The organism is Arthrobacter sp. MOO21 (assembly GCF_057369995.2).
Genome location: NZ_CM170671.2, coordinates 3,697,802 through 3,712,646, shown reverse-complemented (window position 1 = coordinate 3,712,646; position 14,845 = coordinate 3,697,802). Strand labels below are relative to the sequence as shown.

Annotated in this window: 13 protein-coding genes and 1 pseudogene; 3 read left to right on the top strand and 11 right to left on the bottom strand. The window is 65.3% G+C overall.

The genetic code is table 11. The features are described 5' to 3' along the window. Nucleotides 1-29: 29 nt before the first annotated feature. The 7 genes and pseudogenes from AC2JAJ_RS17310 to AC2JAJ_RS17280 form a co-directional block, all read right to left on the bottom strand. The gene (locus AC2JAJ_RS17310; RefSeq protein ID WP_486415051.1) at nt 30-1,232 is read right to left on the bottom strand and encodes an IS30-like element ISAcl1 family transposase; all 1,203 of its coding nucleotides are present in this window, start codon (nt 1,230-1,232) and stop codon (nt 30-32) included. 291 nt (nt 1,233-1,523) lie between these two features. After that, nucleotides 1,524-2,450 carry a pyridoxal 5'-phosphate synthase lyase subunit PdxS gene (gene pdxS, locus AC2JAJ_RS17305; RefSeq protein ID WP_473697119.1) on the bottom strand — a complete coding sequence of 309 codons (927 nt, stop codon included), beginning with the start codon at nt 2,448-2,450 and terminating at the stop codon, nt 1,524-1,526. A gap of 137 nt (nt 2,451-2,587) precedes the next feature. Then, a complete protein-coding gene (gene pgsA / locus AC2JAJ_RS17300; protein ID WP_486415052.1) occupies nt 2,588-3,211 on the bottom strand; it encodes a phosphatidylinositol phosphate synthase in 624 nt (207 codons plus the stop codon). Next, nucleotides 3,201-3,788, bottom strand: coding sequence for an HIT family protein (locus AC2JAJ_RS17295; protein ID WP_454485290.1), 588 nt, complete (start codon nt 3,786-3,788; stop codon nt 3,201-3,203). The genes pgsA and AC2JAJ_RS17295 overlap by 11 nt, the downstream gene beginning before the upstream one ends. A gap of 17 nt (nt 3,789-3,805) precedes the next feature. Next, complete coding sequence (thrS, locus tag AC2JAJ_RS17290; protein WP_486415053.1) at nt 3,806-5,815, bottom strand: threonine--tRNA ligase; 2,010 nt, start codon at nt 5,813-5,815, stop codon at nt 3,806-3,808. Nucleotides 5,816-5,931: 116 nt separating this feature from the next. Then, nucleotides 5,932-9,424, bottom strand: a pseudogene (locus AC2JAJ_RS17285) (DNA polymerase III subunit alpha). A gap of 10 nt (nt 9,425-9,434) precedes the next feature. Continuing rightward, the gene (locus AC2JAJ_RS17280; protein ID WP_221385940.1) at nt 9,435-9,758 is read right to left on the bottom strand and encodes a DUF6504 family protein; all 324 of its coding nucleotides are present in this window, start codon (nt 9,756-9,758) and stop codon (nt 9,435-9,437) included. Between the two features lie 134 nt (nt 9,759-9,892). Between AC2JAJ_RS17280 and AC2JAJ_RS17275 the strand changes: the two genes are divergently transcribed. Next, a complete protein-coding gene (locus AC2JAJ_RS17275) occupies nt 9,893-10,282 on the top strand; it encodes a hypothetical protein (protein ID WP_221385939.1) in 390 nt (129 codons plus the stop codon). A gap of 2 nt (nt 10,283-10,284) precedes the next feature. On the opposite strand, the gene AC2JAJ_RS17270 is transcribed toward AC2JAJ_RS17275, so the two are convergent. Continuing rightward, entirely contained in the window at nt 10,285-10,608 is a 324-nt protein-coding gene (locus AC2JAJ_RS17270; RefSeq protein WP_221385938.1) for a chorismate mutase, read from the bottom strand. 16 nt (nt 10,609-10,624) lie between these two features. Here AC2JAJ_RS17270 and AC2JAJ_RS17265 point away from each other — a divergent pair, with 16 nt between their 5' ends. Next, the gene (locus tag AC2JAJ_RS17265) at nt 10,625-11,047 is read left to right on the top strand and encodes a VOC family protein (RefSeq protein WP_486415055.1); all 423 of its coding nucleotides are present in this window, start codon (nt 10,625-10,627) and stop codon (nt 11,045-11,047) included. 62 nt (nt 11,048-11,109) lie between these two features. Here AC2JAJ_RS17265 and AC2JAJ_RS17260 read toward each other — a convergent pair whose 3' ends face one another. After that, nucleotides 11,110-11,859, bottom strand: coding sequence for an SOS response-associated peptidase (locus AC2JAJ_RS17260; protein WP_221385936.1), 750 nt, complete (start codon nt 11,857-11,859; stop codon nt 11,110-11,112). A 131-nt stretch (nt 11,860-11,990) separates the two neighbouring features. On the opposite strand from AC2JAJ_RS17260, the gene AC2JAJ_RS17255 reads away from it, so the two are divergent. Next, on the top strand, nt 11,991-12,248 hold the full coding sequence (locus AC2JAJ_RS17255; RefSeq protein WP_221385935.1) for a mycoredoxin: 258 nt from the start codon (nt 11,991-11,993) through the stop codon (nt 12,246-12,248). A 28-nt stretch (nt 12,249-12,276) separates the two neighbouring features. Here the strand turns inward: AC2JAJ_RS17255 and AC2JAJ_RS17250 are convergent, their stop codons facing one another. Both AC2JAJ_RS17250 and AC2JAJ_RS17245 read right to left on the bottom strand, forming a co-directional pair. Further along, nucleotides 12,277-13,014, bottom strand: coding sequence for a lipoate--protein ligase family protein (locus tag AC2JAJ_RS17250; RefSeq protein WP_486415056.1), 738 nt, complete (start codon nt 13,012-13,014; stop codon nt 12,277-12,279). Between the two features lie 139 nt (nt 13,015-13,153). After that, the gene (locus AC2JAJ_RS17245) at nt 13,154-14,686 is read right to left on the bottom strand and encodes an ABC1 kinase family protein (protein WP_486416776.1); all 1,533 of its coding nucleotides are present in this window, start codon (nt 14,684-14,686) and stop codon (nt 13,154-13,156) included. Between the last annotated feature and the right edge of the window lie 159 nt (nt 14,687-14,845).

Genomic DNA, 14,845 nt, shown 5'->3' with positions numbered 1-14,845 from the left:
CCTGGAAAGTCAAGTGGTGGTTGCAACGGTTAGGCTGCTGCGGCGAGGAGGAGTTCGTTGAATTTCTGCTTGGGGGTTGCGAGGCCGAGGGTGGGGCGTGGCCGGTTGTTGAGGCTGTCCTGAACCCGTTTGAGGTCCTTTGCCGTGTGGACGGACAGGTCCGTGCTTTTTGCGAACCAGTGCCGTAGGAGTCTGTTGGTGTTCTCGTTGGTACCTCGTTGCCAGGGCGAGTGGGGGTCGCAGAAGTAGACGTCCGCGTCGATCACTATCTGGATTTGGGCGTAGCGGGCCATCTCGATGCCGCGGTCGTAGGTCAGGGTTTTGCGCAGGTCCGCCGGCAGTTCCGCAAACGCGGTGATCATGGCTCTGGCGACCTCGTCTGCGCTGTGGCCGTTGGGCAGGTGCAGCAGCATGGTGTACCGGGTCGAGCGTTCAACACAGGTTCCGATCGCTGAGTTGCTGGCGACCGAACCAAGGATCAAGTCGCATTCCCAGTGTCCGGGTACGGCCCGGTCCGCGGCTTCGGCCGGGCGTTCGGAGATTTTCAGCGCGTCCTTGAACGGGCTGTTGTTCCGGCCCCGGCCGCGTCCGTCGCTGACCCGTTTGGCCCGGCCGGTGCTCAACTGCCGGTACAGGTCCTGGCGGACATGTCCACGGCCCTGGACGTAAATGGCCTGATAGATCGTCTCGTGGCTGATCTGCATCCTCTCATCGTCCGGGAAAGCACGGGCCAGAACCAGCGAGCACAGCTGCGGGGACCAGCCCTCGTCCATGGCGGACTCCACGAACCGGGCCAGCGGCTTATGGGCGAGTTTACGCTCCTTGGGCCGGCGGGCATTCTGCCCGGCCTTCAACTGCGCGACGTCGGACTGGTATGTGCCGTCCTCGCAGCAGTTCCGCCTGGCCTCGCGCCAGATCACCGATCGGTCCCGGCCCAGTTCCCTGCCGATCGCCGCGTAGGACCAGCCATCGCGCAGGCGGACCATGATCACCGCCCGTTCCGACAGGCTCAACCTGCCCGAGCCAGGGGCGCCGTCCGGAAACGGCGCCCCTACCGGTCCTCCACGTTTGCCTCTCGACATCTCCACAGGGCCCATCCTCCGGACCCAATGTCGCACCGTAGAGGACCACAGGCCCGACACGCGGCACGCCTCACTGATCGAGGCCCCTTGCCGCAAAAGCGCAAAGAACCCGTCCCTGACCGCATCCCCAAAAACGTACCCCGCCGGCATCGCAACACCCCTTCAACGGCTTCGTTGCAACGACCATATGAATCCGCCGCCTCCAAAAGGGCAGTTACGGAGCATTCGATGAGAAAAGAAAAAGAAACGGACGACGCCGGTCCCCCACCGAGAGAGGTGAGGAACCGGCGTCGTGACAAGCCAAGCAGGGCGACGAACGGTGCGGTCCGGCAGCGTGCGTAAAAGGGGCCCCGCGCCCCGGCCAGTGACAAAGCCGCCAACGGGGCGCGGGGAATAGCACGCAGAGGATCGCGCCGTTCGGCGCCCTACGGAGGGCGGAAGTTACCAGCCGCGCTCGGCCAGGCGGTGCGGCTGGGGGATCTCGTCGACGTTGATGCCCACCATGGCTTCGCCCAGGCCGCGGGAGGCCTTGGCGATGACGTCGGGGTCGTCGTAGAAGGTGGTGGCCTTCACGACGGCGGCGGCGCGCTGGGCGGGGTTGCCGGACTTGAAGATGCCGGAGCCGACGAACACGCCGTCGGCGCCGAGCTGCATCATCATCGCGGCGTCAGCGGGCGTGGCGATGCCGCCGGCGGTGAACAGGACCACCGGGAGCTTGCCGGCGGCGGCAACTTCCTTGACCAGTTCGTACGGGGCCTGCAGTTCCTTGGCCGCGACGTAGAGCTCGTCCTCGGGCAGCGCGGAGAGCTTGGCGATCTCGGCGCGGATCTGGCGCATGTGTCCCGTGGCGTTGGAGACGTCGCCGGTGCCGGCCTCGCCCTTGGACCGGATCATGGCCGCGCCCTCGTTGATGCGGCGCAGGGCCTCACCGAGGTTGGTGGCGCCACAGACGAAGGGGACCTTGAAGTTCCACTTGTCGATGTGGTTGACGTAGTCGGCCGGGGTCAGGACCTCGGACTCGTCGATGTAGTCGACGCCGAGGGACTGCAGGACCTGGGCCTCGACGAAGTGGCCGATGCGGGCCTTGGCCATGACCGGGATGGACACGGCGTCGATGATCTGGTCGATCATGTCGGGATCGGACATGCGGGACACGCCGCCCTGGGCGCGGATATCGGCAGGAACACGCTCCAGTGCCATGACGGCCACGGCACCGGCGTCTTCGGCGATGCGGGCCTGCTCGACGTTGACGACGTCCATGATGACGCCGCCCTTGAGCATCTCAGCCATGCCACGCTTCACGCGGCTGCTGCCCGTGACGCTGTTCGCGGACGAACCGGCCTCGTTGCTTACATCAGGTGTAGACACAAAAACCCCTATGGGTAGACAGATGATCTTCGCCGGGCATGCGGCGGCAACTGCCGGAGGTGCACGCACGGGTTGCCGGGTCCCTTGACCGGGCACTTATATACTAGTCCCCCGGCGCCCGGCCGGCTTAATCATGCTTAATCGGCGGGCGAAGGGGCCTGCAGCGACTGCCGCCGCACGGAAACCATGCGCTGCACCACGGTAACAAAACTGGCCAGGGCCAGCAGCACCAGCGTCACCAGCAGAACTGCCGGAGGCAGTCCAAGCCCGGTCAGGCCGGTGACCACCAGCACCGATACCAGCCGTTCTGCACGTTCTGCGATACCCACGTTGGCGCTGAAGCCTAGCGACTCGGCCTTGGCACGGGCGTACGAAACCACCATGCCCAGCACGAGGCAGAGCAGCGCCGCGACGGCGATGGTGCTGTTGGCCCCGCCGGTGAAGAACCAGATGGCCAGCCCGGCAAAGAGTGCACCGTCCGCGATCCGGTCCAGGGTGGAGTCCAGGAAGTTGCCCCACGGACTTTTCACGTCCTGCATCCTGGCCATGATGCCGTCCAGGACGTCGGAGAAAATGAAGGCCGTGATGAAGACGGTGCCCCAGAAGAGTTGGCCCAGCGGGTAGAACACAAGCGCGCCCGCTGCCACGCCCGCGGTACCCAGGATGGTTACCGCGTCGGGGGAAACGCCCATTCGGAGAAGCCACCGGGCCAGCGGGGTGAACAACGCGGTGAAGAAGCCGCGGGCATGCCTATTCAGCATCCGACTCCCCGGGCCAGGCGTCGGCCACCTGCTGGCGGACCTCGTCAAGGGTCTGGGTAATGGCCTTGGTCTGGGCGATGATGGGAAAGAAGTTCCCGTCGCCGCCCCACCGCGGAACGATGTGCTGGTGCAGGTGCCCTGCAATCCCGGCACCGCCCACCACGCCCTGGTTCATGCCCAGGTTGAACCCGCCAGGGTTCGAAACCTTCCGCAGGACCCGCATCGCAGTCTGGGTAAGGTCGGCAAATTCGGCGGTTTCCTCCAGTGTGAGGTCCGTATAGTCCGGAACATGCCGGTACGGGCAGACCAGCAGGTGCCCCGGATTGTACGGGAAGAGGTTCAGCACCACGTAGCAGGTTTTCCCGCGGTAGACGATGAGCGCTTCCTCGTCGCTGCGGGCGGGACCTACGCAGAACGGACAGTCGTCTTCGTTCTTGAACTGGTGCTGTCCGCCCTTGATATAGGCCATGCGGTGCGGAGTCCACAGGCGCTGGAAGGCGTCCGGGACACCGGCGAGGGCGAAGTCGTCGGTAACGCCGGCATCCCCTGGATACCCCGCGCCTGTGTTCTCCTGCACTGTCTGCTTCCGTTCCGCTAGCTGGTCCGGTTCCGGACGGCCTCGGTGATCCGCTTGACGGCTTCGGACACCGGCACGCCGTTGTCCTGGCTGCCGTCGCGGAACCGGAACGAAACGGCACCCGCCTCGGCATCGTCACCGCCGGCAATCAGCACGAACGGGATCTTGTCCTTGCTGGCGGTGCGGATCTTCTTGGGGAACCTGTCCGAGGAGGTGTCCACCTCGGCACGGATGCCGGCCGCCTTCAGCTGGTCGACGACGTCGAACATGTACTCATTGAAGGCCTCCGCCACGGGGATGCCCACCACCTGGACCGGTGCCAGCCACGCAGGGAAGGCGCCGGCGTAGTGCTCGGTGAGGACGCCCATGAACCGCTCCACGGACCCGAAGAGGGCGCGGTGGATCATGACGGGACGCTGGCGTGAGCCGTCCGCGGCCTGGAATTCCAGTTCGAAGCGCTCAGGCAGGTTGAAGTCCAGCTGGATGGTGGACATCTGCCAGGTACGTCCAAGCGCATCCTTGGCCTGGACGGAGATTTTGGGTCCGTAGAAGGCGGCTCCGCCCGGGTCCGGCACCAGCTCCAGCCCGGACTCCTGGGCCACCTCGGCCAGTGTCCTGGTGGCTTCCTCCCAGGCCGCGTCCTCGCCGACGTACTTTTCCGGGTCCTTGGTGGACAGTTCCAGGTAGAAGTCGTTCAGGCCGTAGTCCTTGAGCAGGTCCAGGACGAAGGTGAGGGTTTTGGTGAGCTCATCCTTCATCTGCTCGCGGGTGCAGTAGATGTGGGCGTCGTCCTGTGTCATGCCCCGCACGCGGGTCAGGCCGTGCACTACGCCGGACTTCTCGTAGCGGTAGACGGACCCGAACTCGAACAGGCGCAGGGGCAGTTCGCGGTAGGACCGGCCGCGGGAACGGAAGATGAGGTTGTGCATGGGGCAGTTCATCGGCTTCAGGTAGTAGTCCTGGCCGGGCTTGCGGACTGTGCCGTCCTCGTTGAGTTCGGCGTCCACGTGCATCGCGGGGAACATGCCCTCCTTGTACCAGTCCAGGTGTCCCGAGACCTCGTACAGGTGGCCCTTGGTGATGTGCGGTGTGTAGACGAACTCATAGCCGGCTTCAACGTGGCGCTGCCGGGAGTAGTCTTCCATTTCCTTGCGGATGATGCCGCCCTTGGGGTGGAAGACGGGGAGGCCGGAGCCCAGTTCGTCGGGGAAGGAGAACAGGTCCAGCTCGGAGCCAAGCTTGCGGTGGTCGCGGCGCTCGGCCTCGGCAATGCGTTCCTGGTAGGCCTTCAGGGCCTCCTTGGTGGGCCAGGCGATGCCGTAGATGCGCTGCAGCTGCTGGTTCTTCTGGTTGCCCAGCCAATAGGCCGACGACGAGCGCGTCAGGGCGAACGCGTTGGAGATCAGCTTGGTGTTGGGCAGGTGGGGGCCGCGGCAGAGGTCGCACCAGACGGTGGTGCCTTCCTTGCGCTCGACGTTGTCGTAAATGGTGATGTCGCCGGCGCCGACCTCGACGTTGACGCCCTCGCCGGCTTCGGCGGCGTCGTTCTTCCTGCCCAGCAGTTCGAGCTTGTAGGGCTCGTTCTTCATGGCCTCGCGGGCCTCGTCCTCGCTGACCACGCGGCGAACGAACTTCTGGTTCTGGTTGATGATCTTCTGCATCATCTTTTCGAGGGTCTTGAGGTCCTCGGGGGTGAAGGGCTCGGCGACGTCGAAATCGAAGTAGAAGCCGTCGGTGATGTAAGGGCCGATGCCCAGCTTGGCGTCGGGGCGCAGCTGCTGCACGGCCTGGGCCATGACGTGGGCCGTGGAGTGGCGCAGGACGTTCAGTCCGTCCGGGGAATCGATGGTGACGCCTTCCACCTCGGCGCCTTCGGGCAGTTCCTGGTCCAGGTCCTTCAGTTCACCGTTGACGCGGGCTACGACGACGTCGCGGCGCTCAAAGAAGAGTTCCGCACCGGTTGTCCCGGTAGTCACCTTGGTCTCTTCGCCATCGACGACGAGGGTGATCTGCTGGGCATCTGACACGGGTGTCTCCTATTCAAAGTTGAGGCTTCATAGCTTGTGGCATACGGGGACCACAGCCAGCCATCGTCAATGCTATCGGTTCACCCAAAGGCCGACCAACGCGGCACACGGGCGGCTCAGCCGTTGAAACCGGTAATGGCCAGGGTCCTGCTGATCCCGTCCAGGGGATGCGGACCATCAGGGGCAGGCGTGGGGACGGCATCAGGGAACGGCAGGGTTTCGGTCCTGCTGAGGTCCCATGCCATGCTCGCGCTGAGGCTGATGCCGCGCGGACCGGTCCTTCGGGTGGTCCCGCGGATCAGCAGGAGGCGGGTTCCGAACAGGAGCGGACCGGCACTTTCCTGGGCCTCATGGAAGAAGACGGAATCGACGCACCCTGTGCCGTCGTCGATGCTGATGAACACCACCCTCCTGCCTCCGCGCATCGGAGGTGTCTGGGTGGCCACACGCACCCCCGCCACCAGAACTTCGGTGCCATTGCGCAGGCTTAGGAGTTTGTCGGCAGTGGTGACGCCGAGCCTGTCCAGCAGGGGGCGGTGGCTGTCCATCAGGTGGGTGCTGACATCGACTGCCATCAGGTCGAGTTCGGCCCGGACATTGTCCACCAGGGTGGGTGCCGGCAGCCCCGGCTTGATGTTCCGCAGTTCGACATCGCCCAGGGGCAGGGACAGTTGGCCCTCCAGGACTTCCCTGCCTTTCCGGGTGCTGCTTGAAGACTGCAGCTTTTGCAGGTGCTGCACGAGGTCGGCACGGTTTGCGGGGCCACCTGCATTTCGGTGCAGGGAATCAAAGGCACCGAGCTGTGCCAGGCGCCGTATGCTGGGCTTGCTGAGCCTGGAGCGTTCCCGGAGGTCTGCCAGGGAGTCATAGGGCTGTCCGGCCACAATCCTCTTCAACTCCGCGGCGGACAGGCCATAGATGCCGTTGAGGCTGAGCCGGATCCCCAGCTTGCCAGGCGTCCGGACCGGACAGCACGCGTTCCACCCGGTATTCGGCTTTGCTGAGGTTGATGTCCAGCGGAAGGATGGGGATCTTCAACCTGCGGGCTTCCGAGACCAGCAGCCGCTTGGGGTACATCCCGGGGTCGTGCTCCCACAGGCCGGCGAGGAAGGCCTCGGGATGGTGGGCCTTAAGCCAGGCCGACTGGTAGGTGGGGACTGCGAAAGCAGCACCGTGGGCTTTACAGAAGCCGAAACTGGCGAAGGACTTCAAGGTCCCCCACACTTTGTCCACGACGTCGGGCGGGTACCCCTTGGCTTTCGCTTCACGCCTGAAGAATGCCTCTACGTGCGCTTCACCTGTTTCGCTGCTCAACGCCCTGCGGAACTCGTCGGCTTTCGCCAGTCCGCATCCCGTCATGATGTCGAAGGTCTTCAGGATCTGTTCGTGGAAGACCGTCACCCCGTGGGTTTCCTGCAGGACAGGCTTAAGGTCCGGGTGGGGGTACACCTCCGGGGCGAAGCCATGACGGTGTTCCAGGAAGGGACGCACCATGTCGGACTTCATGGGCCCGGGACGGAACAGCGAGATATCGATGATGAGGTCGTTAAATTCCCGGGGAGCCATCTTGCCGATGAGTTCACGTTGCCCGGGGGATTCGATCTGGAAGCAGCCGAGGGTATGCGTGCTCCTGATCAGTTCGTAGGTTGCTTCGTCGTCGAGGGGGACGGCGTTGAGGTCGATCCTCCCGTCGGCTGCAATATAGTCCGGGCCGGAACCGTCGGGACCGGGCTGGTGGCCGCCGGCCTCGACCACCTCCTTCTTGCCGGGATGGATCCGAATAATTTCCCGGACGGCAAAGGCCATGGCGCTTTGCATCCGGACACCCAGGACATCGAGCTTAAGCATGCCCATGGGATCCATGTCGTGCTTATCGAACTGGCTCATGGGCAGGCCCAGGCCGCTGGGCTGGACCGGGGTGCGGTCCAGCAGGGTGGCGTCACCCAGGATCACGCCGCAGGGATGCATGGAGATATGGCGCGGCAGGCGGTCCAGGCGCTCGGTCAGGTCCACCAAAAGATCCAGTTGCTGGTTCCCTTCGGCGTCGCGCTGCTCCACACGGCCGGCGAACTCCCGCAGCTCGGGTTTTTCCTGCAGCGCTTCCCGGAACTTTCGTGCGGAGAAGCGCCACAACTGTTTGGCAATCTCCCCCACCTCGCCGTCGTCCATGCCCAGGGCCATCCCGGCGTCGCGCACCGCTCCCCTGGCCCGGTACCCGTTCTGCATGCTCATGAGGGTGACCCGTTCGGAGCCGAAGCGTTCAAAGATCCGGTGGTAGACATTGTGTCGTTCTGCACTTTCGACATCGATGTCGATGTCGGGAAGCGTTGCGCGGTCATTGGAGAGGAAGCGTTCGAAGATGAGGTCGTGCTGCAGGGGGTTCACATGGCTGACCTCCATGAGGTAATTGACCAGGCTGGAGGCCCCGGATCCCCGTGCCGCTGCCCGGACCCCCATGTCCTGGATCATCCGCGACACCTCCGCCACGGTAAGGAAGTAGGAGGAGAAGCCCAGGTTGCTGATGATGCCCAGCTCGTGGTCCAGCCGGGACAGCATGGCGGTTTCGCCCGCGCCGGTGATTCCCGGGAACCGTTTGCCGATTCCTGCATGGCAGCGCTGGACCAGTTCAACGTGCGGGTCCTGGCTGATGCCTATGACTGAAGCCTCGGGCACCACCGGCTGTTTCCATCCCATGTCCGTGATGGGATCGATCCGGCAGAGATCGGCGAGCGCCTCGGTTTGGGCCATCAGCTGCTTGAGGTCTGCCGCGCCATAGCCGGCTGCGGAAATGATCTCCCTGCCAAGGCCCAGCATCTGGTCCGCGGTCTTCAGCCACCCCTGGCCGGTTGGCTGCAGGAGGGGCTCCACTGCCAGTTCCGGCAGGGACTTCAGGGTCCTTGCCGAGTCCAGGACGTCGGCAGTGGGCGCGCCGTCAGCCGCACAGTACCTCACGGCGTTGGTGAGGATCGCCGGCACATGGTGTTCCTCGGCGAGCCTCAGCATGCGGACTGCATGGGAAGTGCTGAAGGGTGATCCCGGTGCGCTGAGCTGCGAGACGATTTCGGCCACTATGGTCCCGCGTGGCATGGCGTCCAGCCATTGCTTGAACAGGGTCCTGGGCCGCAGGTACCTCCGGCCTCCCATGGCACGGCCGACGTCGGAATCAGGTCCCAGCAGGACAGCCAGCACCGGCTTGAGGGTGTGGGGGTCAAGGGTGCGGGATGCCAGTTCGGCGCGGGTGACTGCTGCCGGCACCGCTCCCCCGGCTTTTCCAGAGGTCCTGGCATGGGCATCGGACACCAGCCTGCAGAGGGCCCGGTACCCCGCGCCGTTGTTGTGCCCGCGGGCCAGCACCACCACCCGGCCTGCCACTTGGGTGCGGTGGTCGCCGTCGTCGTCAAAGACCGCAAGGTCCACCCCCACAATGGGGTCGATGCCCGCGGCCATGCATGCCTTGAGGTGCTTGATGGTGCCGTAGAGTCCGTCGCGGTCGGTGCAGGCTAGCGCCGTGGCACCGTCAGCGGCCGCTGCTGCTGCCAGCTCCTCCGGCCAGGAGACCCCATAGTGGGCGCTGAAGGCAGTGGAAACGTGAAGATGGGTGAAGCTCATGCTGTTCTGGTCAGGCAGTTCTGGGGCGCAGGCCGTCATGGATCCGCAGCAGCCGCCAGCGGCCACTGCGGATATGGCGCGTGAGGTCAAGGGTGAGGGGTTCATCAGCTGTAGCGGCGGAAGCCGGCAGCACCTGGACCCGCCAGATTTCGTGGTCCACCACTCCCGGACCGCCACCCAGGGGCGCCCGGGTGTCTTCCACCCACCATTGGCGCCGTTCATACCAGCGCAGGGGTTCGGCGCAGACCGTATAGTCCACCCCTGCCCAGGTAAGGGATTCCGGCTGCCCGGCGGCAGAACACACCACATCAACGGACTCGCTGAACATGCCCATGTGCACCTCCCCGGACGTACTCTTGCCGAACCTTCTATTCGAAGATGTGTTCGAATTGAATCAGTCTACGCCGGGCTGGAGGTTAAACCTAGGCAGGGGTGGACGGACCGTCCGCCAGGGAGCAGGATGATGGCATGGATACCGATGAAGCACTCCTGAAGCAGGCAAGCATCAAAACCCAGGACTCCACCCTTGTGGCCACGTTTGACATCGACGGGACAATTCCCGGCTCCGGCGCCTACGTGGTGGGGTTGATGGGGGCTGCACCGGACTATTCGTCGCAACGGCGACTATGCATCGAGTTCATGAACGGGAAGGCGATCGCCTGCTACTCGTTCAACCGGGACCAGGGAATCGAGGAAGACTACGATCTTTCAGGCGTGACCCATTCCGGTTCCACCATCACGGGCAGCTTTCCCCGGTCAGCCCTGAACGGACTCGGCAAGGGACATGTTCTGTCTGCCTTCAGCGAGGCCGACGGCCGGGAGTTCCAGCACGGAGTCCCGGTGGAGGAAGCGCTGTAGCCTCAGCTGCTTTCCTTGTGGATCCGCATTTCAAGTTCGATGAAAGCGGAGATCATGGCCCGGTAGGTCGATTCAACGATGTCCGGGTCGATGTCCTTTTTCTCCGCAGCTGACCGGACATTCTCGATGATCCGCTCCACGCGTCCGGGCGCCCGCACTTCGGCGTCGTCGCCCTTGAGCGTCCCGGCAATCCGGATCAGCCGTTCGCGGCGTGCGATGAGGGTGACAATCTGCTCGTCCACCTCGTCCACGGCGATCCGAACGGCAGCGAGCTGTTCCCTGTCGGCCCGGGCATCCCTATCGTTTCCTTGAATTGTCGCCATCATCTGACACTATCGAAGCATGGAGCCCAGAGTCGACTTTATCTCCCTCGGCGTCCGCAGCGTTTCCCGCTCGCGGGCCTTCTATGTTGACGGCCTTGGCTGGCCGGTGCACCGCGAAGTAGCCGATGAAGTCCTGTTCATCCAGGTGAACCATGGCCTGGTGCTGTCGCTGTGGGACGTGCGCCAGATGCGGGCCGAGGCCGGGGTCAGCCCGCCGGACGGGATTCCCCCCATCACCCTCAGCCACAATCTCTCCAGCGCCGCAGACGTGGACCGTGTGATGGAAGAGGCCGCCGAAGCCGGCGCCGCCATCATCGCGGAGCCGGTCACCCAGCCGTGGGGAGGCTATACGGGCTACTTTGCCGATCCGGACGGGTTCCGCTGGGAGGTCGCCTACAACCCCAACTGGACAGTGGACGACGCCGGCACGGTCACCGTGTGATGGCACGGGCCGCCATCGGCAGCGGCTGCTGGAACATGGCCTCCATTGGAACAGGGCTTCAACTAGAACAGGGCTTCAACCGGGCGGATCAGTTCAGGCCCGTTGTTGCGCACGTTGCCCACCTCTTTGCCCACTGAGTCCACCTGCCAGTCCGCGGCCGCGTCCTTGACTCCTGCCCGCACCAGGTCCACCAAAGCGGCGGCGTCGTCCGCCTGCGGATCCAGCCAGGCCTCCATCGTGGCTTTGTCCATGGGCAGCGGCACCCGGTCATGCAACGCCGTCAACTTTCCGAAAACCGTGGATTCCGTCCCTGGCGGCGGTGTGTCCGCCGTCAGGATGGACGTCGAGAGCAGCCAGCGTCCAGGCTCACCCTCGGGCACGGACGGGTCCTTCCACCATTCGTACAGGCCGGCGAAGACCAGGCCGTGGCCCTGCCCGGGATGCACGTAGTAGGGCTGCTTCGCCTTCCCGGGACCCTGTTTCCATTCGTAGTATCCATCAGCCGGCACGGCGCAGCGCCGGGACTGCGCTGCCTTCCGGAACGCCGGCTTCTCCAGTACTGTCTCGCTGCGGGCATTGATCATGCGCGAACCGATTCCGGGATCCTTGGCCCAGGACGGAACCAGACCCCAGCGGGCGACGTGCAACTGGCGGACTTCATGGTCGTCCTTGACCCGCTCCAGGACGATGGGGACGGCATCCGTGGGGGCCACATTCCAGGAGGGCGGAATGCTGACCTCGTCTTCCAGTTCGGCGTCGAATTCGGCCAGCAGATCCCCTACGGCCCGTGCCATTACGTAGCGTCCACACATGGCACCAGCATGCCACCGGCGCCACATACTGTCATGCAGGCGGCACACCGCGCCGCCGGGGACGGGGAATACGCCTGTGCACGCTACCGTTGACGGTAAGGAAACCTTTCAATCGACGCTAGGAGAGCCCTGTGGACTTCACTCCCGAATCCGGCACCATCACCATGTTCTCGACCACCTGGTGCGGCTACTGCAACCGGCTGAAGAAGCAGCTCGACGCCCAGGGCATCGGCTACACCGAGATCAACATCGAAGAGGTGGACGGTACCGCCGAACTCGTGGAGCAGCTCAACGGAGGCAACCGCACCGTCCCCACGGTCCTCTTCCCGGACGGCACGGCGGCCACCAACCCGTCGGCAGCCGAGGTCAGGGACCGGCTGGCCGCCTAAGCGCCTGCCGGGACTTTTCTGATGCGGGTCATGCCCCCAGGCTGCTGAATGGAGCAGATTCCAGGGTGGCATGGCCCGCATAGGTCTTAAGGAGGGCCTGCTCCACGTCATCCACGGCAAGGCCCGGCACGAGGTCGTTGGCGGCGCCGGCGGTGGCGGGGTCCCAGTCCAGCCCGAGTGCGGCGTAACTGTCCGTGAGCACTTTGCGGATTGGTGCAGAGTCTTCCACCACGATCACGGAGCTGAAGAGCCAGCCGCCGGAGACCACCCGCTGTGCGGTGCCCACAAGTTTCACGCGGCGTGAGCTGTCGGCGGGGTCGGTCCCGTGAACGCTGAACTCCCCGGGACAGTACTCCCCCGGGATTTCCCCTACGTCCGCCTGCACCCCCACGAGGCGCAGGGCCTGGGCGAACAGTTCGCCAAAGTAGCCGAACCGCGTCTTGGATCCGGCAATGGCGTCCGCGTCCGGCTCGATGTGGTCCACCACCAACGTTCCCTGATGGTACGCAGCGGCGCGTCCCCCGGCCCGGCGGACCAGTGGTTCGAAGCCGTCGTCGCGGCAGGCCTGGGCCGCGGCTTCAAATCCGGGCAGCCGGGTGTCCCGCTGGCCGAAGGCAACGGTCGGCTCCGGGCGGTACAGCCGCAGGGTGGGGCCGATCCCGCCGTTTTTTGCCCGCGCCAGCAGTTCCAGCCCGAATTCAAGGTCGCGGCCTGCGCCGAGGGACACGTCTTGCCGTACCACGGTCAAAGTGCGCGGCGCGTTCATGTGGCCAGTCCCGTTCCGGCGTCGTGCATCTTGCCTTGCTCCCTGTGTCCCGCGGTCAGTGCCAGTCCTGGCGGACGGCCACCCCTAGGTTACGCCGTGCCACTGCCTGTCCCTGACACGGCAGGGAAGCCTGCGGAGGTCAGTGCCGGCGGCCCACCCACAGCCCGTGGAGCAGCGGAAGCACAGACGCGATCATCAGCACGCTGCCCAGGACGGGGTCCGCGCCCCGGAGCACGGCACCTGAGACGAGGAGGGCGCCGAAGACCATGGCCGACGCCGAACGCCTGGCCACGCGGTCCAGCCGGGCCACCTGCCGCTCCAGCCGCGGGACCGCCAGGGGCAGCGATCCCTCTTCGAGCCGGGCAGCCAGGGCGTCCAGCCGCCCGGGCAGGCCGAGGGCTATTCCGGCGGCGTCCACCGCCTGCCGGGCAACATCCTGGACGAAGTTGCCGCGCTCGTCCCGCAGCAGCTGCGCCGCATAGGGTTCCACCGAATCCCACAGGTTGAACCGCTCGTCCAGCGAACTGCACACCCCGGAGGTCAGGGACATGGCGCGGATGATCAGCAGGAAGTTCTCCGGCAGCTGGAAGGGCAGCGAACGGACCACATCGCCGAACTCCACAGCGAAGTCACGGAATTCGCGCGGATCCACTTCGCGCAGTTCGGCGAAGCCCATCCCGCCGAAGCGGGCAAAGAGGTGTGTCATGGCGCGCTCGAGCTCCACGGTGTCCGCGGTGGGCACCAGCACGCCTACTTCCCGGATGGCGGCCACGAGTCCCTTGCCATCGCGGGCGGCGGCCGCAATCAGCAGTTTCCGCAGGCCTTTGCGTGTCGAGGCGGGAACTTCGCCCATCATGCCGAAGTCGATGAATGTCAGTTTCCACGGGCGCCCGTCGCCGCCGGCCGGGACAGGGGTGACGAAGATGTTGCCGGGGTGCGGGTCGGCGTGGAAGAAGCCGTTCGTGAACAGCTGGTCGAACATGACGGCCGCGAAGACGGGGGCCACCTCGGCGGGGTCGATTCCAATCGCCCGGAGCCCGGCCTTATCGGTGATCTTGACGGCCGTCACGTCCTCGAGGGTGAGGACCCGGCGGGTGCACCGCTCCCAGACGACGCCGGGCACGGCCACCTTGGCGTCCCGGGCAAAGTCCTCCGCGAACCGCTCGCAGTTGGCTGCCTCGTGCAGGTAGTCGATCTCCTCGAAGCTTGTCTGCGCGAATTCCTCCACGAGGGCGGGCACGTCGGCACGTTCGGCGACCACCCGGAACCGCTTGAGCCATCCGCCCACCCTGCGCAGGGCGGCGAGGTCGACGTCGACGATGGCGCCGATGCCTGGCCGCTGCACCTTCACCACCACCCTGTCCAGCCCGGTGTCCGCACCGTCGAGCGGATTGAGGCGGGCCAGGTGTGCCTGTCCGAGCGACGCTGCCGCGATCGGAACCTCCTCCAGGGCGGCAAAGACCTCTGCGAGGGGCGCGCCAAGTTCCTTCTCGGCCAGGCGCCGGATCTGCGAAAAGGGAACGGGCGGCACCTCGTCCTGCAGCCCTTCGAGCTCCTTGGTGATCTCGGGGGGAAGGACGTCGAGCCTGGAGGACAGGAACTGGCCCACCTTGATCATCAGGCCGCCAAGTTCCACGGCAAGGTCATGGAAACGCCGGGCGAACTGCCGCATCCTGCGCGAGCGGGTCCGTTCTGCAAGCCGGCCCAGCCCGGTCCTGGGGAGGAACAGCTCAAACCACCAGATGGCTGCCAGGTTCCAGGCGGCGAAGCGCAGGATGCGGCGGTAACGGGCACGGGTGCTTCCGGCCCGGACTTCTCCGTCCTGGCCGTC

Coding starts and splice junctions, on each gene's coding strand:
- AC2JAJ_RS17250 (WP_486415056.1), bottom strand. CDS start 13,014: ATGAACGCGCCGCGCACTTTGACCGTGGTACGGCAAGACGTGTCCCTC.
- AC2JAJ_RS17275 (WP_221385939.1), top strand. CDS start 9,893: ATGGATACCGATGAAGCACTCCTGAAGCAGGCAAGCATCAAAACCCAG.
- AC2JAJ_RS17265 (WP_486415055.1), top strand. CDS start 10,625: ATGGAGCCCAGAGTCGACTTTATCTCCCTCGGCGTCCGCAGCGTTTCC.
- pgsA (WP_486415052.1), bottom strand. CDS start 3,211: ATGCTGAATAGGCATGCCCGCGGCTTCTTCACCGCGTTGTTCACCCCG.
- AC2JAJ_RS17280 (WP_221385940.1), bottom strand. CDS start 9,758: ATGGGCATGTTCAGCGAGTCCGTTGATGTGGTGTGTTCTGCCGCCGGG.
- AC2JAJ_RS17245 (WP_486416776.1), bottom strand. CDS start 14,686: ATGCGGCAGTTCGCCCGGCGTTTCCATGACCTTGCCGTGGAACTTGGC.
- AC2JAJ_RS17260 (WP_221385936.1), bottom strand. CDS start 11,859: ATGTGTGGACGCTACGTAATGGCACGGGCCGTAGGGGATCTGCTGGCC.
- AC2JAJ_RS17310 (WP_486415051.1), bottom strand. CDS start 1,232: ATGCCGGCGGGGTACGTTTTTGGGGATGCGGTCAGGGACGGGTTCTTT.
- AC2JAJ_RS17270 (WP_221385938.1), bottom strand. CDS start 10,608: ATGATGGCGACAATTCAAGGAAACGATAGGGATGCCCGGGCCGACAGG.